The sequence below is a fragment of the Sphaerisporangium sp. NBC_01403 genome, from assembly GCF_045040145.1.
Taxonomy (GTDB): Bacteria; Actinomycetota; Actinomycetes; order Streptosporangiales; family Streptosporangiaceae; genus Sphaerisporangium; species Sphaerisporangium viridialbum.
This window is the reverse complement of sequence record NZ_CP109534.1, coordinates 8,933,183-8,952,961: the sequence shown is the minus strand read 5'-3', so window position 1 is coordinate 8,952,961 and position 19,779 is coordinate 8,933,183. Positions and strand designations below refer to the sequence as shown.

Below are 19,779 nucleotides of genomic sequence, written 5' to 3'. Positions count from 1 at the left end.
ACCCGCGGAACCGCACCACCCGCGCCACGCAAGGAGGCCTGATGGCCCAGCAGTCCTACCTCGACGACGATGCCGAACGCCTGGCCGAACTCGGATACAAGCAAGAACTCTCACGAAGCTGGAGCGGCTTCTCCAACTTCGCGATCTCGTTCTCGATCATCTCGATCCTCGCCGGCTGCTTCACGACGTTCGGCCAGGCCTGGAACAACGGCGGGCCCATCGCCATCTCCATCGGCTGGCCGCTGATCTCGGTATTCATCCTCATCATCGGCTTGTGCATGTCCGAGCTGGTGTCCGCCTACCCGACGGCGGGCGGCATCTACTGGTGGGCGGCCAAGCTGGGCAAGCCCATCCACGGATGGTTCACCGGCTGGCTCAACCTCATCGGGCTCATCGCGGTCACCGCCTCCGTGGACTACGGCTGCGCGACCTTCCTCAACATCACCATCGGCAGGTTCAGCGACGGCTGGGCACAGGGCGACCCGCTGCGGCAGACGTTCCTGCTGTTCGCGATCGTGCTGGTGCTCCACGCGCTGATCAACATCTTCAGCCACCGGCTGATCTCGATCCTGCAGAACATCTCGGTGTGGTGGCACGTGTTCGGCGCGGCGGCGGTCGTGCTGATCCTGATCTTCGGCCCGTCGAAGCACCAGAACGTGGGCTTCCTGTTCGAGCAGTTCAACAACTCCGGCTTCGGCTCCAGCTCGTCAGGCCCGACGTTCTGGCTGTATGTGCTGCCGCTCGGCTTCCTGCTCACGCAGTACACGATCACCGGCTTCGACGCCTGCGCGCACGTGTCGGAGGAGACCCAGGGCGCGGCCATGAGCGCGGCCAAGGGGCTCTGGAAGTCGATCTTCTACTCGGCGATCGGCGGCTGGGTGCTGCTCCTGGCCTTCCTGTTCGCGGCGACCGACGTCGACGCCGTCAACAAGGAGGGCGGCTTCGTCGGCGCGATCTTCACCTCGTCGCTGACGCCCGGCCTGGCCACCGTGATCTTCGGCATCTCCACGATCGGGCAGTTCTTCTGCGGCATGAGCTGCGTGACGTCGATGTCCCGCATGACCTACGCGTTCTCCCGTGACGGTGCCGTCCCCGGCTGGCGGCTCTGGTCGCGCGTGGACAAGAACAAGACCCCGGTCAACGCGATCATCGCCGGCTGCGTCGCGGCCCTGCTGATCACGGTCCCCGCCCTGTACGCCCCGGAGGGCACCACGACTCCCGTGGCGTTCCTCGCCGTCGTCTCGATCGCGGTGATCGGACTCTACCTGGCGTTCCTCATTCCGATCTGGCTGCGCCTGCGCATGGGCGCCGCGTTCCGTCCGGGGCCGTGGACGCTGGGCGGCAAGTACAAGGTGATGGGCCGGATCGCGGTGATCGAGATCGTCGTCATCTCGATCTACTTCATCCTGCCCGTCGTCCCGGCCGGCGCGCCGTGGAGCAAGGACTTCACCTGGACCTCGGTGAACTACGCGCCGCTCGCGGTGGGCGCCGTGCTGATCGGCATCGCCCTGTGGTGGGTGCTGTCCGCCCGGCACTGGTTCACCGGGCCCCGCCGCAACGTCGAGGAGGTCCCGCTGGGCGACTCCGAGCCCGCCGCCTGAGCTACTGCCGTACGGCTCGCGCCTCGCGGGCGCGAGCCGTACTCGGCGCCTCAGGACGCCTCGAACACCTCGGAGACCACCCGGCGGACCTGCTCGGAGGACGGCGGCTCGGCCAGCTCGCGCGCCAGCGAGGTCATGTCGACCTCCGGCATGCCGCACGGCACGGCGTGGTGCCAGGGGTCGAGGTCGCCGTCGACGTTGAGCGCGAAGCCGTGGCTGGTGACGCCCCGGCCGGCCCGCATGCCGATCGAGACGATCTTCCGGCCCGTGTCGCGCGTCCAGACCCCCGTGAGCAGCTCGGAGCCCTGCGGGGTCTCGCGGCGCTCGGCCGGGAGTCCGAGCTTCTCCAGCGCCTCGACCAGCCGGAGCTCCACCTCGCGGACGTAGTCGACGACCCCCTCGTCGGCGCGCAGCTGGACGATCAGGTATCCCACGAGCTGCCCCGGCCCGTGGTAGGTCAGCTGGCCCCCTCGGCCCGTGGGGACGACGGGGATGCCGTACGAGGGGTCGGGAAGGTGCTCTGCGGCGGTTCTCTTCCCCACCGTGAAGACCTGCGGGTGGCTGAGCAGCCACAATGTGTCCGGCTGGTCGTCACGCTGTCGCGCGCCGACCAGCTCGGTCATGCGGTCCATGGCCTTCTCGTAGTCGACCAGGTCGTCCTGGATCAGGGTTAGTGGCCGTGCACGTACGGTTCGCTCGCTCACATCTCCGAGCATACGTCCTACGAATAGACGTTTACGGCACGGCCGGAGCGGATCACCACTGGCCGGCGCGGGCGGGAGCCTTCGGGATCAAGGCCCACATGATCAGATAGATGATGAACTGCGGTCCAGGAAGGATGCAGGAGAGAACGAACAGCAGGCGCACCATGGTGGGCGCCCAGCCCCACTTCTCCGCGATGCCACCACAGACACCCGCGATCATCTTGTGCTCTCTTGACCGGTACATAGCGACTCCTCCCCCGTTTCGATTCACTCTGCCCAACGATCGTGTCCCCTGCCCCGTTCCTGGAAAGTCATTCGTCGCCCATTCCGCGGTATGGAGCACGCATTCAACCGGTCCCCAAAACCTTTAGGGTGGCAATCCCCTGACCATGGAGAGCAAAGTGGATTTCCCGACCCTGCAGGCACAGCGGCGCCTGCTCGTGCGCCAGAAGATCACCATGATGGTGAACCGTTATGTGGTCCATCTGGAGCAGCCCGACGGGTCGGAAGGTCCGATGGTCGCCTTCGCCGAGCAGAAGCGGATGGCGTTCAAGGAGCAGGTCACGCTCTACACCGACGACTCCAGGCAGTTCGTGCTGGCCGGGTTCAAGGCGCGCAAGGTGCTCGACCTGGGCAGTGGATACGACGTCCTGGACCACGCCGGCCAGCCGATCGGCTTCTTCAAGAAGGAGTTCGCCGCGTCGCTGATCCGGTCGACGTGGCACTTCCAGCAGCCCGGCATGCCGACCTTCACGGGCCAGGAGCGCAACGTCTTCGTCAGCCTGCTGCGCCGGTTCGTCGACTCGCTGTCGTGGCTGCCCTACCACTTCGACTTCGGCGTGGGCGCCCAGATCGCCTTCTCGGTCGACCGCAAGTGGGGGCTGCGCGACCGCTACATCGTGGACATCCAGGACCCGCGACTCGACCGGCGCCTGATCATCGCGATGGCGGTCGCTCTCGACGCCCTCCAGTCGCGATGACGTTGAGCAGCAGCCAGGCGCTCCATCCGACGATGAGCACGGCCCAGTAGGAGATCAGGCGGTAGATCGCCACAACGGCGGCCGCGGCCACCCCCGTCATCCCCGCGCTGACGAAGGTCGCGGCCATCCCGATCTCGGCGATGCCGAGCCCGCCCGGCACGAGCGCCAGCACCCCCGCCGCCTTGGCCGCGACGTAGCCGAGCAGCACCGTGTGCGGGCCGACGGAGACCCCCGTGGCGGCGCACACGGCCGCCAGGCAGGCCAGGTCGAGCAGCCAGTTCAGCAGCGCGAGGCCGGGCAGCACCAGGCGATCGCGCCGGGTGAGCGTGATGGCCGCCCGCGCGCCGCGCAGCTGGGCCAGCACAGCGCCCGTACGGCCGCCGCGGCGGGAGAGCCACCGGGTCGGCGTCCTCGGCCGGAACCACAGCAGCGCACCGAGGCCGAGACCCGCCGCGACGAAGACCCACAGCGCCGTGATCCGCGTAGCGGGCTCGGCCAGCAGCGCCACGGCGCCGAGCGCGACGAAGGTCATCGTGGAGAACACCGCGCTGAGCAGCAGGGTCGCGGCGATCAGCGGGGTGGTCGCCCCGAGACGGCGGAGCTGTCGTGTCGTGTACGCCACGCTGAGCACCTGGCCGCCGGGCAGGGAGTTCGACACGGCGTTGCGCGCGTAGGTGACCGCGACGGCGCGCGGCAGCGTGAGCTGGGCGCCGCCCGCGACCAGCAGGTGCCGGATCAGCCGGGCGAAGGCCCGCATGGAGGACGCCTCGGCCACGACGGCGACGATCAGCCAGCCGGGGTGCGCGGAGGCGATGAGCTTCCAGACCTCGGCCGGGCTCGGCAGCCGGTCGCGGAACAGGACGACCACGCAGACCACGGCCGCGACGACGAGCAGCCGTACGACCGCCCGGCGGCCCGCGCCGGGTTTGCCGTCACTGGACGGGGTGGGCACCGCCGGGATCTGGGCCGGTGCCACCGTACTCTGACACGCCATCATCGCCTCCTCGTGAGGATCATGACGTTGATCAGCGGGCCGGACGATTGCCAGATCGCGACAGATGCCCGGCCCGTTGTTGCCGGTTTCCCGCAACGGCACAGCGGTCGGCCGGCCGGTGCCCGGGAAAGGTGCGGTCAACTCGACAGCAGCTATCAGATGGTAGCGGCTGCCGTTTGGCGTGGTGCGACCGGCTCGGCGGAACCGCGCCGTACGGGCACGGCGAGCAGGCCGAGGACGGCCTCCGATGATGCATCTTATTTCACCACCTGTTGACTTCATCGGCGTTGAGTTCAACATAGATGAATTCACCTGCCATGCTGAAGGAGTTCATGACCGAGGAGGTGCTCCGCCCCATCGCCAAGGACCTGGGCATGGACAACGCCGAGACCCGCGCCATCCTCGCCGGCTCCCACCTGATCGGCATCGGGCTGACCCGATATGTGCTCAGGGTCGAGGCGATCGCCTCACTCCCGGCGGACACGGTCGTCGCCGCCGTCGGGCCCACGCTCCAGCACTACTTCACCGGCGATCTCCAGCTCGGCTGAGCCATGCCGCACACCGAAAAGGACGGGCACGAGGTGCGATCCACGACCCCGGCAGGCGATGACCATGCCTGTGGATGACGCGCGGGCGGGCGCGCTTCCCGTACGGCACGCCCTGCCGGAGCTCCGCGCGGCGCTGGACAAGGGCGGCGCCGCCGTCCTCACCGCCCCTCCCGGCACGGGCAAGACCACCCTCGTCCCGCTCGTCCTGGCAGGCCTGGACTCGGGCGGCCCCGCACGGCGCGTGATCGTGGCCGAGCCCCGGCGCATCGCCACCCGCGCGGCGGCCAGGCGCATGGCGTGGATGCTCAGGTCCGAGGTCGGCGAGGAGGTCGGCTTCACCATCAGGGGCGAGCACAGGGCCGGACGCCACGTTCAGGTCATGACGACCGGCGTGCTGCTCCAGCGACTCCAGCGCGATCCCGAGCTGGAAGGGGTCGACGCCGTGCTGCTCGACGAGTGCCACGAGCGGCACCTGGACGCCGACACCGCGCTCGCATTCCTGCTGGACGTCCGCGCGACCCTCCGGCCCGACCTGCGGCTCGTCGCCACCTCGGCCACCGCGGACGCCGCCCCCTGGGCCCGGCTCCTCGGAGACGCCCCCGTGGTGCACGCCTCCGGCACCACCCACCCGGTCGAGATCGTGTGGGCGCCTCCCGCCCGGCCCGTCGCCCCGCCGCACGGCATGCGCGTCGACCCCGCGCTGCTCGCCCACGTCGCCGGGGTCGTACGCCGCGCCCTGGCCGAGCGGGCCGGTGACGTGCTGTGCTTCCTGCCGGGCGTGGGGGAGATCGCCCGAGTGGCCGGCTCGCTGGCCGACCTGCCGGAGGCCGACGTCCTGCAGGTCCACGGCAGGGCCGACACGCTCGACGCGGTGCTGTCGCCCGGCCCGCGCAGGCGGGTGATCCTCGCGACCTCGGTGGCCGAGTCGAGCCTCACCGTCCCCGGGGTGCGGGTGGTGGTCGACGCCGGGCTGGCGCGCGAGCCGCGCACCGACCAGGGCCGGGGGCTCGGGTCGCTGACGACCGTGCGGGTGTCGAGGGCGTCCGCCGGCCAGCGGGCCGGGCGCGCGGGGCGCGAGGCCCCCGGCACCGTCTACCGGTGCTGGACGGCCGCCGAACACGAGCGACTGCCCGACCACGCCCAGCCCGAGATCGCCCTTGCCGACCTCACGGGCTTCGCCCTCCAGGCCGCCTGCTGGGGTACGCCCGACGCCTCCGCGCTCGCGCTGCTCGACCGGCCACCCGCCGCCTCCATGGCCGTGGCCGGCCGCACGCTGCACGCGCTCGGCGCACTGGAGAACGGCCGCGTGACCGAGCGCGGACGCCGCATGGCCGGCATCGGCGTCCACCCCCGGCTCGCCCGGGCGCTGCTCGACGGCCCCCCGGCGGCGGCCGAGGTGGTCGCCCTGCTGTCGGAGGAGCTTCCCCGCTCCGCCCCCGACGACCTCGTGGCGGTGTGGCGCGAGGCCCGCCGCGGTGGCTCGCGCGACTGGCGAAAGGAGACCCGCCGCCTCACCCAGGCCGTACGCGCGGACGCCCCCGGCGGGAGCGGCACCTCTCCGGCACGTCCCGGTGGGGACGGCACGTCTCAGGCACGGCCAGGCGGGGGCGGTACGTCTCAGGCACGTCCAGGCGGCACCGACGACGCGGTGGCCGGGCTGGTCGTGGCGCTGGCCTACCCCGAGCGGGTGGCGCGCCGCCGTTCCGGCGGCTACCTCATGGTCTCGGGCACGGCGGCGACGCTGCCCCGCGACTCGCGGCTGGCCTCGGCCGAGTGGCTGGCCATCGCGGTCGCCGACCGGCCGGCCGGCGCCGCCTCCGCCCGGGTGCGCCAGGCCGTGGTGATCGACCAGGACGTCGCCATGGCGGCCGCCGGGCCGTTCCACCAGGTGGAGGACGAGATCGGCTGGGAGGGCGACGTCGTCGCACGGCGGGTCGAACGCCTCGGAGCGGTCGAGCTGTCCTCGGTACCGCTGCGGGACGCCGACGTCAGTGACGCGATCGTGTCCGGCCTGCGCAAGGAGGGGCTGTCCCTGCTCCGCTGGACGCCGGAGGCCGTGGCCGTGCGCGAGCGCATGGCGTTCTGCCACCGGGTGCTGGGCGAGCCCTGGCCGGACGTCTCGGACGAGGGCCTGCTCGCCGCCGCCGGCACGTGGCTCGACCTGTCCCGCCTGCGCCGCCGCTCCGACCTGGCCAGGGTGGACGTCGCCTCGGCCCTCAGGCGGCTCCTGACGTGGCGGCTCAGGCTGGACGAGGTGGCCCCTGAGCGGGTCACGGTGCCCACCGGGTCACGGATCAGGGTGGACTACTCCGGCGACCAGCCGGTCCTGGCGGCCAAGCTCCAGGAGCTGTTCGGCTGGGAGGCGACGCCCCGCGTCGCCGGGGTGCCGCTGGTGATCCACCTGCTGTCCCCCGCGGGAAGGCCCGCGGCCGTCACCGCCGACCTGGCGTCCTTCTGGCGTGAGGGCTACCGCGCGGTGCGCGCCGAGCTGCGCGGCAGGTACCCGAAGCATCCCTGGCCGGAGGACCCCCTCGCCGCGGCCCCCACCCGCGGGACCAACCGGCGCAAGCCAGGGTGATCCCGCGAGCGGGCGCGGTCAGATGCCGATCGGGTGCCAGACCGTCTTGGTCTCCAGGAAGGCGGTCATCCGGCCGGTGCCGGGGTCGGCGAGCCAGTCGGTCTTCCCCGACGGGCGCAGGACGCGCTTGAGGTTCTCGGCGGCGTCCTGCTCGCAGGCCACGGCCAGCTCCCCGGTGCAGCCCGTCAGGTCGACGGCGTTGACGTCCATGTGGGACGACAGCCACGGCGCGAGCTCGGCGGCCCTGCCCGTGAGCAGGTTCACGACGCCGCCCGGCAGGTCGGAGGTGGCCAGCACCTCGGCCAGGGTGATCGACGGAAGCGGCGCGCGCTCCGAGGCCACCACCACGCAGGTGTTGCCCGTGACGATCACCGGGGCGATCACCGAGACCAGGCCGAGCAGCGGCGCCTCCGGCGGAGCCACGACGGCCACGACGCCGGTCGGTTCCGGGGTCGACAGGTTGAAGTACGGCCCGGCGACCGGGTTCGCCGCTCCCCGGACCGCTCCGATCTTGTCGGACCAGCCCGCGTACCAGACCAGCCGGTCGACGGCCGCGTCCACCAGCTCGCCGGCCTTGCGCGCCGACACCCCGTCGGCGTCGACCAGCTCGGACACGAACTGCGCCCGGCGCCCCTCCAGCATCTCGGCGACGCGGTAGAGGATCTGCCCGCGGTTGTACGCCGTGGCGCCCGACCAGCCGGGGAACGCCTTGCGCGCGGCCGACACCGCGTCACGGGCGTCCTTGCGCGAGGCCTTGGAGGCGTTGGCGAGGAAGTCGCCCTTGGAGGAGGTCACCACGTAGGACCTTCCGCTCTCCGAACGCGGGAACGCCCCGCCGATGTACAGCTTGTACGTCTTGCGTACGGCGAGCCTGCTGGGCTCAGTCATCGCCTCTCCAGGTCATCTCTTCAGGTGAGAGCCGTACCGGCACGAACACCTGGCAGCAGCGGCTCACCCCGCAGCGGTGGGCGAACCAGCCCTGGCGGGCGGTCGAGTTCGTACGGCCGGCCCGCCCGTAGGCGTGCCCGCGGGTGATCTGCGCGCGCCGGGACCGGCGGCGCCTCAGGCGGTGCTCGCAGGGCTCAGACATCGAGATACGCCTCCAGTCCATGCCGGCCGCCCTCACGGCCGTATCCGGACTCCTTGTAGCCGCCGAACGGCGACGTGGGGTCGAAGCGGTTGAAGGTGTTGGCCCAGACGACCCCGGCGCGGAGCTTGTCGGCCATCCACAAGATCCTGGACCCCTTCTCGGTCCACACCCCCGCCGACAGACCGAACGGGCTGTTGTTGGCCTTCTCCACGGCCTCGGCCGGAGTACGGAACGTCAGAACCGACAACACCGGGCCGAAGATCTCCTCACGGGCGATCCGGTGCGACTGCGCCACCCCGGTGAACACCGTCGGCGGGAACCAGAAACCCTTGTCCGGAATCGGACACGAAGGAGACCAGCGCTCGGCACCCTCCCGCTCCCCCGCCTCGCTCAACGACCTGATCTTCGCCAGCTGCGCAGCCGAGTTGATCGCCCCGATATCGGTGTTCTTGTCCAGCGGGTCACCGAGGCGCAGCGTCGACAGACGCCGCTTGAGGGCCTCCAGCAGCTCGGCCTCGATCGACTCCTGCACCAGCAACCGCGAACCCGCGCAGCAGACGTGGCCCTGGTTGAAGAAGATGCCCGTGACGATGCCCTCCACCGCCTGGTCGAGCGCGGCGTCGTCGAACACGATGTTCGCGGCCTTGCCACCCAGCTCCAAGGTCAGCTTCTTGCCCGACCCGGCCACCGAACGAGCGATCATCCGCCCGACCTCGGTCGAGCCGGTGAAGGCCACCTTGTTCACATCCGGGTGGTTCACCAGCGCCTGACCGGTGGCCCCCGCGCCCGTCACGATGTTCACCACACCCGGCGGCAGGTCGGCCTGCCGGCAGATCTCAGCGAACGCCAGCGCGGTCAGCGGCGTGGTCTCGGCCGGCTTGAGCACCACGGTGTTCCCACACGCCAAAGCAGGAGCGATCTTCCAGGCCAGCATCAGCAGCGGGAAGTTCCACGGGATGACCTGGGCGGCCACGCCGAGCGGCCGGGGATCGGCCCCGAGGCCGGCGTGGCCGAGCTTGTCGGCCCACCCGGCGTAGTAGAAGAAGTGCGCCGCGACCAGGGGAAGGTCGACGTCGCGGGACTCGCGGATCGGCTTGCCGTTGTCGAGGGACTCCAGCACGGCCAGCTCGCGTGACCGCTCCTGGATGATGCGGGCGATGCGGAACAGGTACTTGGCGCGCTCGCGGCCGGGGAGTTGGCTCCAGACCGACTCGTACGCCTTGCGCGCCGCCGAGACGGCCCTGTCGACGTCGGCCTCACTCGCGAGGGAGAACTCCGAGAGCACTTCTTCGCTCGCCGGGTTGATGGTCTTCTCGCGCTCATCGCCCAGGGAGTCGACCCACTCGCCGTTGACGAACAGCCCATACGAGGGCCGGATGTCGACAACGTCGCGTGACTCGGGCGCCGGTGCGTATTCGAACATGGGGCCCGCCTCAGTCAAGGGTGAAGTAGTCAGGACCGGCATAACGCCCGGTGGCCATCTTCTGGCGCTGCATCAGCAGATCGTTCAGCACACTGGAGGCGCCCAGCCTGAACCAGTCGGGGTCCAGCCAGTCGGGCCCGGCGGTCTCGTTGACCAGCACCAGATACTTGATGGCGTCCTTGGTCGTGCGGATCCCTCCGGCGGGCTTGACGCCCACCATGCGCCCGGTCTGGGCGCGGAAGTCCCGCACGGCCTCCAGCATCACCAGCGTCACCGGCAACGTGGCCGCCGGGGACACCTTGCCGGTGGAGGTCTTGATGAAGTCGGCCCCCGCCAGCATCGCCAGCCAGGACGCCCGCCGCACGTTGTCGTACGTCGCCAGCTCACCGGTCTCCAAAATGACCTTCAGGTGAGCATCCCCCTTACCCGCGCTGTCGCTGCGGGCGCAGGCGGCCTTGATGGCGACGATCTCCTCGAAGATCTTCCGGTAGTCACCCGACAGGAACGCGCCGCGGTCGATCACCATGTCGATCTCGTCGGCGCCCGCCTCGACCGCGAGCGCCGTGTCCTCCACCTTGACCGCGAGGGAGGATCTGCCGCTGGGGAAGGCGGTCGCGACGCTCGCCACCCGCACCCCCGAGCGCCCGAGCGCCCGCACCGCCTCGGCGACCAGATCGGGATACACGCACACGGCCGCCACCCTCGGAACCGAAGGATCACCCGGGTCGGGCCGGACCGCCTTGGCGCACATCGCCCGCACCTTGCCCGGGGTGTCCGCCCCCTCCAGGGTGGTGAGGTCGACCATGGAGATGGCCAGGTCAATGGCCTGCGCCTTGGCGGTCGTCTTGATGGAACGGGTGCCCAGCATCGCGGCGCGCTGGTCGGCACCCACCCGATCGACACCCGGCAGGCCATGCAGAAATGCCCGCAGGGTCGCGTTCGATGACGCGATCTCCGCGAGCGAAGTCGTCAGTGTTGACACCTCACCAGCATCGCCGACCAGCGTGATTGTTCCAAACCGGGCCATCGCACAGACTGTCTACGATATTTCAGCAAATGTCGCCACAGCCACCTGCCCGGTCCTGCGCCGGGATGTGGCTCGTCCGCTGAGGCGCGCCTCACCAGGCCACGGGCAGGGACTCCACGCCGTAGACCACCGAGAACGACCGGAAGGGAACCTCCTCGACCGGCACGGCGAGCCGCAGCCCGGGGAACCGGCGAAGGAGCGCGGGGAAGGCGATGCGCATCTCCATGCGGGCCAGGGGCGCTCCCAGGCAGTGGTGGATGCCGTGCCCGAAGGCGAGGTGGGGGCCCGCGTCGCGGGAGGGGTCGAACCGGTCGAGATCGTCCCCGAGCGAGGGGTCGCGGTTGGCCGCGGGAATCGAGCAGACCAGCGTCTCGCCCGCCTTGATCTGCTGCCCGGACAGCACGACGTCCTCCTTGGCGGTGCGCGGGACCACGGTGTGCACGATCGACAGGAAGCGCAGCAGCTCCTCCACCATCTGGTCGACCTCTTCACCGTCGCGCATCGCGGCGAGCTGGTCGGGGTTGAGGAGCAGCAGCAGGGTGCCGAGGCCCAGCATGTTGGAGGTGGTCTCGTGGCCGGCGAGCAGCAGCAGGTCGGACACGCCGACCAGCTCGGCGTCGCTGATCGCGTCGCCGTGCTCGCGCACCAGCATGCCGATCATGTCGTCGCCGGGGTTCGCCCGCTGCCGCGCCACGAGCTCGCCCATGTAGGCCTGGGACTCCGCCAGCGCCGCCGCCCTGGCCGAAAGGTCGAGGAAGACGTTCAGCCGGGCGTTGCTGCGGCGCTGGAACCCCTCCCGGTCGGCGTACGGCACGCCGAGCAGCTCGCAGATCACCAGCGAGGGGATCGGCAGCGCGAACGACTGCACGAGGTCGCCCGGGGAGCCGGCGTCCTCCATCGCCTGGAGGTGCTCGGCCACGATGGCCTCGATGCGCGGCTGGAGCCTGCGCATGCGCCGCATGGTGAACTCCGGCGTGAGAAGGCGGCGGAGCCTGGTGTGGTCGGGCGGGTCGTAGCCGATGAGCACCCCCGAGACCACCCGCGGGGTCTCCGGCGTGTGACCCTCGGTGTCCGGCGCGGGCACGCCGAAGGGGGCCCGCATCCTGTTGCTGAACCGCGTGGCGTCTCCGAGCACCTCGCGCACGTCCTCGTACCGCGTGAGGAGCCAGGCGCTCTGGCCGAAGAAGAGCTCGACGCGGCTGACCGGCTCGTCGGCGCGCAGCCGGGCCAGCTCGGGAATGGGATCGAAGCGGTCTCGCCTGATGTGGGTCGGCGCGAGCGGAGTCTCGGTCATCGCCCGGTTCCTTCCATGAGAGTGGGTGCTGGCGGCCGTGCCTGAACGCGTGTTTCACTCTGGGTAACCGTGGCCATGACTCTAGCACAAGTGATAGTTGACTATCACCTGTTAGGCTTTCCTGGATGAGCCCTGCCAGCAGGCCGCCCCTCCGAGCCGACGCGGCGCGCAACGCCGAGCGGCTCGTGCGCGCGGCCCGCCGAGCCTTCGCCGAGTCGGGCATCGACGTCCCGCTGGACGAGGTGGCCAGGCAGGCGGGCGTGGGCGTCGCCACCCTCTACCGGCGCTTCCCCAGCAAGGAAGAGCTCATCCAGGCCGTGCTGGAGTCCTGCTACGCCGAGCGGGTCGAGCCCGCGATCAGCAGGGCCCTCTCCGATGAGGACCCCTGGCGCGGCATGGTCACCGTGCTCGAAGCGGCCCTCGGGCTGGCCGCCGAGGAGTTCGGCATCCTGCAGGCCGCCCGCGACCCCGCGGCGCTCACCTCCGGCCTCGAATCCCGGTTCTTCGCCGCCCTCGCCACCCTGGTCGAGCGCGCCCAGGAGGCCGGGCTCGTACGTGCCGACCTGCATCGCGACGACCTGCCCCGGCTGGTCTTCATGCTGGTGAGCACGCTGAGGGTGGCCGAGCGCCCCGCCACCGGCTGGTGGCGCTACCTGGCGCTCCTGCTCGACTCCCTGCGCCCCGGTGCGGCCCACCCCCTACCCCCCGACACCGGCCTGAGGCGGCGATCCACACGGGCGTCTAGGGCACAATGCGGGGGTCCTAGGGAGTCCTAGGCCGCAGGACCACCGGGAGATAAGGCATCCGCCCGATGTGGGGATGGGCGCCTTAGCCGGATTCTTGAGGTATCAGAAAAAGCGACCTCAAGGAGATGCCGAAAATGGCTCCCGAGATTCACTACCAGCTCATCGCCAGCCGAGTGGCCGAACTACACGAGGAGGCCAGCAACCACCGCCGCGCCCGCGAGGCCGTGGACGGCAGGAAGGTACGGGAGAGCAGCCCGCAGCGGCGCCTGCGCGCGGCCTTCGGCAAGCTCCGCACCTCGTGATCGCCCAGATCACGGTTCGCGCCGCCGGCCGCAATCGCGGTACCGAACGCGCGAACCCCTGGAGCCCCGGACGACCCCGGTCCTGGCGGGCGACTCCCCGGATCACGGGGAACGCCCGGGCCAGGCGGGGAAGCCCAGGACACGCCCATCCAGGACACGAGAAACCCAGGGTGGTGATGCCCGGCCGGATCCTCCCTCCCGGCCGGGCTTCTCAGCCCCCGTAGCCGGAACCCGCCCGGACGTACCGGAGTCCCGCGCCGCAGACCAGAGCACTTCCTGAGCGGCCGCACAACCCGCTTCAGCCGACGGATAAATAAGGCGAACGATGCCATAGGTCGTGACATGCTTGCTGACATGGTGGGTCGGATGGTGAGTCCCGTTTTCGTGGGACGGGAAGCCGAGCTGGGAACACTGTCCGAGGCTTTCGAGCAGGCACGCAAGCAGGCCGCGGCCGCCGTGCTGCTCGGAGGCGAGGCCGGCGGCGGCAAGACCCGCCTGGTCACCCGCTTCGCCGAGGATGCCGCTTGTACGGGGGCGCACATCCTCGTCGGCGGCTGCGTGGAGCTCTCCACCGAAGGCCTCGCCTACGCGCCGTTCACCGCCGCCCTCCGCCAGCTCGTCAAGGAGATGGGCGCCGGCGAGGTCGCCGCGCTGCTGCCCGACGGCGCCGCCCGCGACCTGGCGAGGCTGCTGCCGGAGTTCGGCGAGCCGAGCGGCGACAAGGAGACCGAGACGGGCAGGGCCCGGCTCTTCGAGCAGTTCCTCACGCTGCTCGAACGCCTCGCCGAGCGCCGGTCGGTGATCCTCGTCATCGAGGACGTCCACTGGGCCGACCGCTCCAGCCGCGACCTGATCGCCTTCCTCAGCCGGAACCTCAGGACCGCGCCGGTCCTCATGATCATGACTTACCGCTCGGACGAGCTGCACCGCCAGCACCCCCTGCGCCCGGTGCTCGCCGAGCTCGGCCGGGTCGACGGCGTGGTACGGCTCGACCTCCCCCGGCTCAGCGAGAGCGAGGTCGCCGCGCAGATCGCCGGGATACGGGGAGACGTCCCCGAGTTCGCGCTGGTCAAGAAGGTCTACCAGCGGAGCGAGGGCATCCCGCTGTTCGTCGAGGCGCTGATGGAGCGCGACGACGACTGCAGCGTCCCCGAATCCCTTCAGGACCTCATCATCGGCTCGGTGGAGCGGCTGCCCGAGGAGACGCAGCGCGTGCTCCGCATCGCGGCGGCCGGCGGCAACCGCGTCGGCCACGAGCTCCTCGCCGCGGTCACCGACCTGTCCGACGTCGACCTGGAGAACGCCCTGCGCCCCGCCATCGCCGGCAACGTCATCCAGGTGGCCGACGGGCGGGCGTACGCCTTCCGCCACTCGCTGATCCGCGAGGCCGTGCACGAGGAGATGCTCCCCGGCGAGCACAACCGCATCCACGCGCGGTTCGCCGAGGCGATCGACCGCGACCGAAGGCTCGTGCCGCACGGGCGTGCCGCCATCGAGATCGCCCATCACTGGTTCTCCGCGCGCGACCACCTCTGGGCGCTCATCTCCGCGTGGGAGGCCTCGGCCAAGGCCGCCAACGCCTTCGCCTACACCGAGCAGATACAGCTGCTCGAACGCGTGCTCTCGCTCTGGGACAGGGTTCCGGACGCCGCCGAGCGCATCGGCGTGGACCACACCACGGTGCTGGAGCTGGCGTCGGAGGCCGCCGTCATCAGCGGCGACACCGACCGCGGCCTGAAGTTCGTCAAGGGCGCCCTGGCCGAGCTGGACGAGACCGCCCAGCCAGAGCGCGTCGCCCAGCTCCTCGTCCGCCGCTCCCAGCTCAAGAGCGACAAGGGCAAGCGAGGCGGCCTCGACGACCTCCGGTACGCCGAGCGGCTGGTCCCCGTCCCCGGCGCCGCCCGTGTTCAGGTGCTCACCAGGCTCAGCTCGTGGCTGATGTTCATCAACGAGACGGTCGAGGGCACCGCGCTCACCCGGGAGGCCCTGCGCATCGCCCGCGAGATCGGCGACCCGTGCCAGGAGGCCGAGCTGCTGACCAACCTCGCCCTCGGCCAGTCGCTGGCGGGCGACCTGGAGGCGACGCTGCTCACCAACGAGCGCGCCATGGAGATCGGCGAGAGCCTCGGCTCGGGCCGCATCGTGCTGCGCGCCATGGCCAACAACGTCGACGCCCTCAACAACCTCGGCCGCTCCGAGCAGGCCGTGAAGCTCGCGCTGGACGGCGAGACGACGTCCCGCAAGTACGGCCGCTACCGGGTCAGCGGCGCGTTCCTCGCCAACAACCGGGCGGAGGCGCTCGAAGCACTCGGCCGCTGGGACGAAGCGGTCGGGGCGATCGACCAGGCCCTCGCCAGTGGCCCCATCCCGAGGATCCGGGGGCACCTGCTGCGGGTCCGGGGCGACGTCGCCGCGGGAAGGGGCGAGGTCGACCTCCTGGAGCGGGTCCTCATCGAGGTCGGCGCCCTGCACGGCGGCGAGATGAGCGAGTTCGCCCAGGAGTGGATGACCAACACCCGCCTCGTGATCGAGTTCCACCTGCTGCGCGGCAAGCCGCTCGAAGCCCTCAAGGCCACCGAGCACATCCTGTCGATCTCCAGCACACCGCACTCCAGCAAGCCCATGCTCGGATGGCGGGCCCTCGCGCAGAGCCGGCTGGTCTGCGAGACCGCCGCGGTCGCCGCTCCCGAGCTCGCGGAGGCGGTACGGGCCAGGGCGGACGCGCTGGCGCCGAGCATGACCTCGGACGGCCCGATCGCCGACGCCTACCGGCTGATGAGCCGAGGCGACTTCGACGAGGCCGCCGCCGCCTGGGAGCGCCTCGGGCGGCCCCACCCCCGTGCCAGGTCCCTCACGCAGGCGGCCGCCGCGGTGGCCAGGGCCGGTGACCGGGAAGGGGCGTCCGCGCGGCTGCGCGAGGCGTATCCGATCGCGCACGCGCTCGGCGCCCGCCCGCTCCTCACCGAGATCGAGGCACTGGCCCGCCGCGTCGGCACCGTCCTGAGCACGGCTCCCTCGGCGGACGGCCAGAACGGCCAGGCCGGGGCGGGGCACAACGTCCCGGCGGGGCAGCAGGGCCTGGCCGTGGCCGATCTGACGCCACGCGAGCTGGAGGTGCTCCGGCTGGTGGCCCAGGGCCGCTCGAACCGCGACATCGCCGGCGAGCTGTTCATCTCGGCCAAGACGGTGAGCGTGCACGTCTCCAACATCCTGGGCAAGCTCGGCGTCTCCACCCGCGGCGAGGCCGCCGCCGCGGCCCACCGCCTATCGATGCTCGCCTGACCTGTCGATGCTCGCCTGACTTGTCGATGGTCGCCTGACCCCTCGATGGTCGCCTGACCCCGAGGCCGTGAGCCGGGGCTCCGACATTTTTACCCGGGCGAGCCGCCCGCCGGGTACGGGGTTTCCCGCACCTCGGTCTTGCAAGAGCGCGCTTTGCGGGGCCTTGCCGGAATGCCGCCCCAGGGGCATCCGTTAGGGTTGGGTGGAAACACCGAAGGGGAGTAGTCCCAATCGCGTGATCGACATGCTGGCGTAAGCCCGGTCGCGCGGGCCTCGTTCACGAGGCGGACGAGACCTTCGGCTTGGCAGCCATGCACGAACACGCTGCCGGGCCGAGGTCGACGTGCCCCGAGACTCCCCGTGGTGCTCGCTCCCAGCCCGGTCGCGCTACAAGGAAGGGCGACCCCCCTGTGGAAGCGTTCTGGATCAGTCTCGGCGTGATCTTCGTGGCCGAGCTGGGCGACAAGAGCCAGCTCATGGCCATGACCTTCGCCACGAGGTTCAAGCCGTGGCCGGTGCTCGCCGGCATCACCATCGCGACGGCGGTGGTGCACCTCTTCAGCGTCGGGCTCGGCGGCCTCATCGGCGACGCGCTCCCGAAGACCGCCATCGCCGTCGTCGCGGGCATCGCGTTCCTGTTCTTCGCCCTGTGGACCCTTCGCGGCGACGAGCTGAGCGACGAGGAGTCGAGCAAGGCCGAGCGCACCACACGCAGCGCCGTGATCGCGGTGACCGTGGCGTTCTTCCTCAGCGAGCTGGGCGACAAGACGATGCTCGCGACGATCACCCTCGCCACCCAGCACGGCTGGCTCGGCACGTGGATCGGCTCCACCGTGGGCATGGTCGCCGCCGACGCCCTGGCCATCGTCGTCGGCCGGATGCTCGGCAAGCACCTGCCCGAGAGGGTCATCAAGTACGGCGCCGCCGCCGCCTTCGCCGTCTTCGGCATCGTCCTCATCGCCGAGGCCCTCATCTAAGAGCTGTCACGTATTATGACAGTCCGGTGTGTGATCATGTCTTTCCGGCGTGGTCGGCGGCCTGGGGAGGTCGTCGTCTCATCCGGGGTCGGCATGTCACCGGGGCCGGAACTTCGCCGAGCAGAGGCCGCCCCCCGCCCGCGCTGCCGGGTGCGGCGGTGCGGGCGGGGGGCGGCTGCCGTATCGCCCGTTCCCGCTCCATCGGATGGGGCGGTGGCGGGGCTTATCACGGTTGACTCGGTCAGGGCTTCTTGCAGCCCTTGGGTGGTGCGGAGCTGACGGGCGCGGGTGTAGTCCACGCGCGCGGTCTGTGGGTCGGCTGGGTCGCTCAAGGTGACGCAGGCGGCCAGCGCGGCGGAGACCAGATCCCGGTCGGCGGTCAGGCCGCAGGCCGGGCAGTGATGGGTCCGGGCGGCCAGGGATTTGGTGACGCGGGCGCCGCACAGGCAGTGCTGGGACATCGCGGTTTTGGTGGTGGAGGCGCGCAGCAGTGCGCCGCCGGTGGCGGCGCATTCACGGGCCAGGGCGGTGATGAGCAGGCCGGGGGTGAACGCGGCGCAGGCCCGGCCCCAGAGCCGGTGCCAGGTGGAGATGTCGCAGTCTTCCACGGTCAGGTTGGCGCCGTGCACGCTGGTCAGGGCGGCGGCGGTGGCGTAGGTGCGGGCGCGGCGGGCTTCGGCGCGGCGGGCGGCGTCGGCGGCGACCGCGGTGCGGAGCTTGCGGTAGCCGCGGGTCAGGGTGTCTTTGCGGTAGGCCTGCCGGGGTGTCCCGGCGGCGCCTGCCAGGCGCGGCCCGGATCGGACGCTGGGCTGCTTGGCGGGCAGGCCCGCTCGCGCGCGGCGCTGGTCCCGGGCCTGCTGACGGGCCGAGGGCTGGTACTGGGCGGGGTTGGCGGCGCGCCGGGAGCGATCCAGCGCCCGCTTACGGCCCTTGGCCTTCTTACGGTCACGGGCCAGCGCGGCCTGCTGGCCGACGGTGAGGATGAGCCGGGTGGAACGGACCAGCCCAGCACCGCTTCCGCTTCCGCGTGGGGCGTCACCGTTTCGGGCGTCACCGGTCCCAAGGCCTTGGCCAGAGCCCATCATGACGGCATCGTGCGATCCGCCGACCGGCCAAGATCGGTGCCCCGGGACAGGCCCGGCCATGGCGGAGCCTGCTGGGATGAGCCCTGCTGGGATGAGCCCTGCTGGGATGAGCCCTGCCGGGACGGGCCCTGCCGGGGTGGGGCTCAGGTCGGCGGGGACGGAGACGATGGCCAGGTTGGAGACGTTCCCGTCCACTCCACCGGCGCGGGCCAGGCCGGCCATGGTGGCGCGGCGGGCCCGGGTGGCCGGGCCGGCATACCCCACACCCAAGATCATCAGGTGGGCTTCGTACCGCCAGCCGCCGCGCACGCCGGGATCGGGCCGCCGCACCAGGTCAATCTTGTGCCAATACTGCGGCCGGGCCAGGTAATGCGCCAGATAGGGCCAGCGGCCCGCGCCCTGGGGCAGCCGCACCGGCAGCACCAGATCCCCGGCCGCAGCGGCGGCACCCCCACTGAACACGACCATCAACGGCCCGTCATGGTCCCACCAGGAGAACCGCCCACCCGAACCCGAACCTGGGCTTGTGGTGCTGGGGCTGGGGGGAGGCATCCGGCGTGGCTGCGCCAGCACGGGCATGCCCGTGGGCAGCAGCCCGGCATCGGCCATGCCCAGCCCCGCCGGCAAGCCCGGCGCCCGGTACGCGGCCAGATGCCCGGCCAGGCTGCCGTGCAGCCGGAACGTCTCCCACTTACGGCCGGCCGTGTGGGAGCGGGCCCGGCCCGGGATCCGGGTATACCGGTGATACCGGCCGATCTTCGGCGCTCCGGCATAACGACCGGCGGCGTCGGGGAACAGATGCCGCGCCACCCCGTTCCACACCTCATCGGCCTGATGCAGCGCCAGCGCCTTGGTCAGATGATGCAACAGATGCCCAGAGCGGTCCAGATGCGCCCGGGCGGCGGCCTCCAGCCCCGCCCGCGACAACCCCAGCTCCTTACGCCACCCGCCAGGATCCTGCGCCCGGCGGTGTTCCCCCGCCCAATACGCCGCCACCCGATCAGCGGCATCGTGCTGCAACGCCCGCTTCAACCGCCACGACGCCCCGAACAGAGCCTCCAACCGGGCCCGGACCTGCGGATCACTGCTATCCAGCGCCAACCGGATCACCGACACCGGCTGATCCTCAGCACGACGCCAGCCCCGAC

General features: G+C 71.1%; 17 protein-coding genes. 8 read left to right on the top strand and 9 right to left on the bottom strand.

Translation table 11 applies throughout. The annotated features are described in order from the left end of the window. Positions 1-41 precede the first annotated feature (41 nt). Positions 42-1,601, top strand: coding sequence for an amino acid permease (locus tag OG589_RS40385; RefSeq protein ID WP_405143937.1), 1,560 nt, complete (start codon positions 42-44; stop codon positions 1,599-1,601). Positions 1,602-1,651: 50 nt separating this feature from the next. On the opposite strand, the gene lipB is transcribed toward OG589_RS40385, so the two are convergent. Further along, positions 1,652-2,305, bottom strand: a complete 654-nt coding sequence (gene lipB, locus OG589_RS40380) for a lipoyl(octanoyl) transferase LipB (protein WP_405143936.1) — start codon at positions 2,303-2,305, stop codon at positions 1,652-1,654. Between the two features lie 52 nt (positions 2,306-2,357). Further along, the gene (locus OG589_RS40375) at positions 2,358-2,549 is read right to left on the bottom strand and encodes a PspC domain-containing protein (RefSeq protein ID WP_405143935.1); all 192 of its coding nucleotides are present in this window, start codon (positions 2,547-2,549) and stop codon (positions 2,358-2,360) included. A 157-nt stretch (positions 2,550-2,706) separates the two neighbouring features. Here OG589_RS40375 and OG589_RS40370 point away from each other — a divergent pair, with 157 nt between their 5' ends. After that, positions 2,707-3,285 (top strand): hypothetical protein, encoded by a 579-nt coding sequence (locus tag OG589_RS40370; protein ID WP_405143934.1) that lies wholly within the window; start codon positions 2,707-2,709, stop codon positions 3,283-3,285. Here the strand turns inward: OG589_RS40370 and OG589_RS40365 are convergent. Further along, a complete protein-coding gene (locus OG589_RS40365) occupies positions 3,242-4,279 on the bottom strand; it encodes a YbhN family protein (RefSeq protein ID WP_405143933.1) in 1,038 nt (345 codons plus the stop codon). The two genes, OG589_RS40370 and OG589_RS40365, sit on opposite strands and share 44 nt — an antisense overlap. Positions 4,280-4,596: 317 nt before the next feature. Here OG589_RS40365 and OG589_RS40360 point away from each other — a divergent pair, with 317 nt between their 5' ends. Together OG589_RS40360 and hrpB are read left to right on the top strand one after the other, a co-directional pair. Further along, a complete protein-coding gene (locus tag OG589_RS40360) occupies positions 4,597-4,827 on the top strand; it encodes a hypothetical protein (protein WP_405143931.1) in 231 nt (76 codons plus the stop codon). Between the two features lie 64 nt (positions 4,828-4,891). After that, complete coding sequence (gene hrpB / locus OG589_RS40355) at positions 4,892-7,405, top strand: ATP-dependent helicase HrpB (protein WP_405143930.1); 2,514 nt, start codon at positions 4,892-4,894, stop codon at positions 7,403-7,405. Between the two features lie 18 nt (positions 7,406-7,423). Here the strand turns inward: hrpB and OG589_RS40350 are convergent, their stop codons facing one another. The 5 genes from OG589_RS40350 to OG589_RS40330 all read right to left on the bottom strand — a co-directional run bounded on the left by OG589_RS40350 (position 7,424) and on the right by OG589_RS40330 (position 12,239). After that, positions 7,424-8,293 carry an aldehyde dehydrogenase family protein gene (locus OG589_RS40350; RefSeq protein ID WP_405143929.1) on the bottom strand — a complete coding sequence of 290 codons (870 nt, stop codon included), beginning with the start codon at positions 8,291-8,293 and terminating at the stop codon, positions 7,424-7,426. Beyond that, positions 8,286-8,495, bottom strand: a complete 210-nt coding sequence (locus OG589_RS40345) for a hypothetical protein (RefSeq protein ID WP_405143928.1) — start codon at positions 8,493-8,495, stop codon at positions 8,286-8,288. The genes OG589_RS40350 and OG589_RS40345 overlap by 8 nt, the downstream gene beginning before the upstream one ends. After that, on the bottom strand, positions 8,488-9,918 hold the full coding sequence (locus OG589_RS40340; RefSeq protein WP_405143926.1) for an aldehyde dehydrogenase family protein: 1,431 nt from the start codon (positions 9,916-9,918) through the stop codon (positions 8,488-8,490). The genes OG589_RS40345 and OG589_RS40340 overlap by 8 nt, the downstream gene beginning before the upstream one ends. 10 nt (positions 9,919-9,928) lie before the next feature. Beyond that, complete coding sequence (gene deoC, locus OG589_RS40335; RefSeq protein WP_405143925.1) at positions 9,929-10,945, bottom strand: deoxyribose-phosphate aldolase; 1,017 nt, start codon at positions 10,943-10,945, stop codon at positions 9,929-9,931. Between the two features lie 91 nt (positions 10,946-11,036). Beyond that, positions 11,037-12,239: a cytochrome P450 gene (locus tag OG589_RS40330; protein WP_405143924.1), complete on the bottom strand. Its 1,203-nt coding sequence runs from the start codon at positions 12,237-12,239 to the stop codon at positions 11,037-11,039. Between the two features lie 125 nt (positions 12,240-12,364). Here OG589_RS40330 and OG589_RS40325 point away from each other — a divergent pair, with 125 nt between their 5' ends. The 4 genes from OG589_RS40325 to OG589_RS40310 all read left to right on the top strand — a co-directional run bounded on the left by OG589_RS40325 (position 12,365) and on the right by OG589_RS40310 (position 17,546). Next, positions 12,365-13,015, top strand: a complete 651-nt coding sequence (locus OG589_RS40325; protein WP_405143922.1) for a TetR/AcrR family transcriptional regulator — start codon at positions 12,365-12,367, stop codon at positions 13,013-13,015. Positions 13,016-13,119: 104 nt separating this feature from the next. Beyond that, the gene (locus tag OG589_RS40320; protein WP_405143921.1) at positions 13,120-13,287 is read left to right on the top strand and encodes a hypothetical protein; all 168 of its coding nucleotides are present in this window, start codon (positions 13,120-13,122) and stop codon (positions 13,285-13,287) included. 366 nt (positions 13,288-13,653) lie between these two features. Continuing rightward, entirely contained in the window at positions 13,654-16,569 is a 2,916-nt protein-coding gene (locus tag OG589_RS40315) for an ATP-binding protein (RefSeq protein ID WP_405143920.1), read from the top strand. Between the two features lie 410 nt (positions 16,570-16,979). After that, positions 16,980-17,546, top strand: coding sequence for a TMEM165/GDT1 family protein (locus tag OG589_RS40310; RefSeq protein ID WP_405143919.1), 567 nt, complete (start codon positions 16,980-16,982; stop codon positions 17,544-17,546). On the opposite strand, the gene OG589_RS40305 is transcribed toward OG589_RS40310, so the two are convergent. Beyond that, positions 17,543-19,558, bottom strand: a complete 2,016-nt coding sequence (locus OG589_RS40305) for a zinc ribbon domain-containing protein (RefSeq protein WP_405143918.1) — start codon at positions 19,556-19,558, stop codon at positions 17,543-17,545. The genes OG589_RS40310 and OG589_RS40305 overlap by 4 nt on opposite strands. Positions 19,559-19,779: the final 221 nt, after the last annotated feature.

Bases quoted from the DNA above. Each gene is read 5' to 3' on its own strand.
- OG589_RS40385 (WP_405143937.1), top strand. From the start codon at position 42: ATGGCCCAGCAGTCCTACCTCGACGACGATGCCGAACGCCTGGCCGAA.
- OG589_RS40375 (WP_405143935.1), bottom strand. From the start codon at position 2,549: ATGTACCGGTCAAGAGAGCACAAGATGATCGCGGGTGTCTGTGGTGGC.
- OG589_RS40365 (WP_405143933.1), bottom strand. From the start codon at position 4,279: ATGGCGTGTCAGAGTACGGTGGCACCGGCCCAGATCCCGGCGGTGCCC.
- OG589_RS40360 (WP_405143931.1), top strand. From the start codon at position 4,597: ATGCTGAAGGAGTTCATGACCGAGGAGGTGCTCCGCCCCATCGCCAAG.
- hrpB (WP_405143930.1), top strand. From the start codon at position 4,892: ATGCCTGTGGATGACGCGCGGGCGGGCGCGCTTCCCGTACGGCACGCC.
- OG589_RS40350 (WP_405143929.1), bottom strand. From the start codon at position 8,293: ATGACTGAGCCCAGCAGGCTCGCCGTACGCAAGACGTACAAGCTGTAC.
- OG589_RS40345 (WP_405143928.1), bottom strand. From the start codon at position 8,495: ATGTCTGAGCCCTGCGAGCACCGCCTGAGGCGCCGCCGGTCCCGGCGC.
- OG589_RS40340 (WP_405143926.1), bottom strand. From the start codon at position 9,918: ATGTTCGAATACGCACCGGCGCCCGAGTCACGCGACGTTGTCGACATC.
- deoC (WP_405143925.1), bottom strand. From the start codon at position 10,945: ATGGCCCGGTTTGGAACAATCACGCTGGTCGGCGATGCTGGTGAGGTG.
- OG589_RS40330 (WP_405143924.1), bottom strand. From the start codon at position 12,239: ATGACCGAGACTCCGCTCGCGCCGACCCACATCAGGCGAGACCGCTTC.
- OG589_RS40325 (WP_405143922.1), top strand. From the start codon at position 12,365: ATGAGCCCTGCCAGCAGGCCGCCCCTCCGAGCCGACGCGGCGCGCAAC.
- OG589_RS40320 (WP_405143921.1), top strand. From the start codon at position 13,120: ATGGCTCCCGAGATTCACTACCAGCTCATCGCCAGCCGAGTGGCCGAA.
- OG589_RS40315 (WP_405143920.1), top strand. From the start codon at position 13,654: ATGGTGAGTCCCGTTTTCGTGGGACGGGAAGCCGAGCTGGGAACACTG.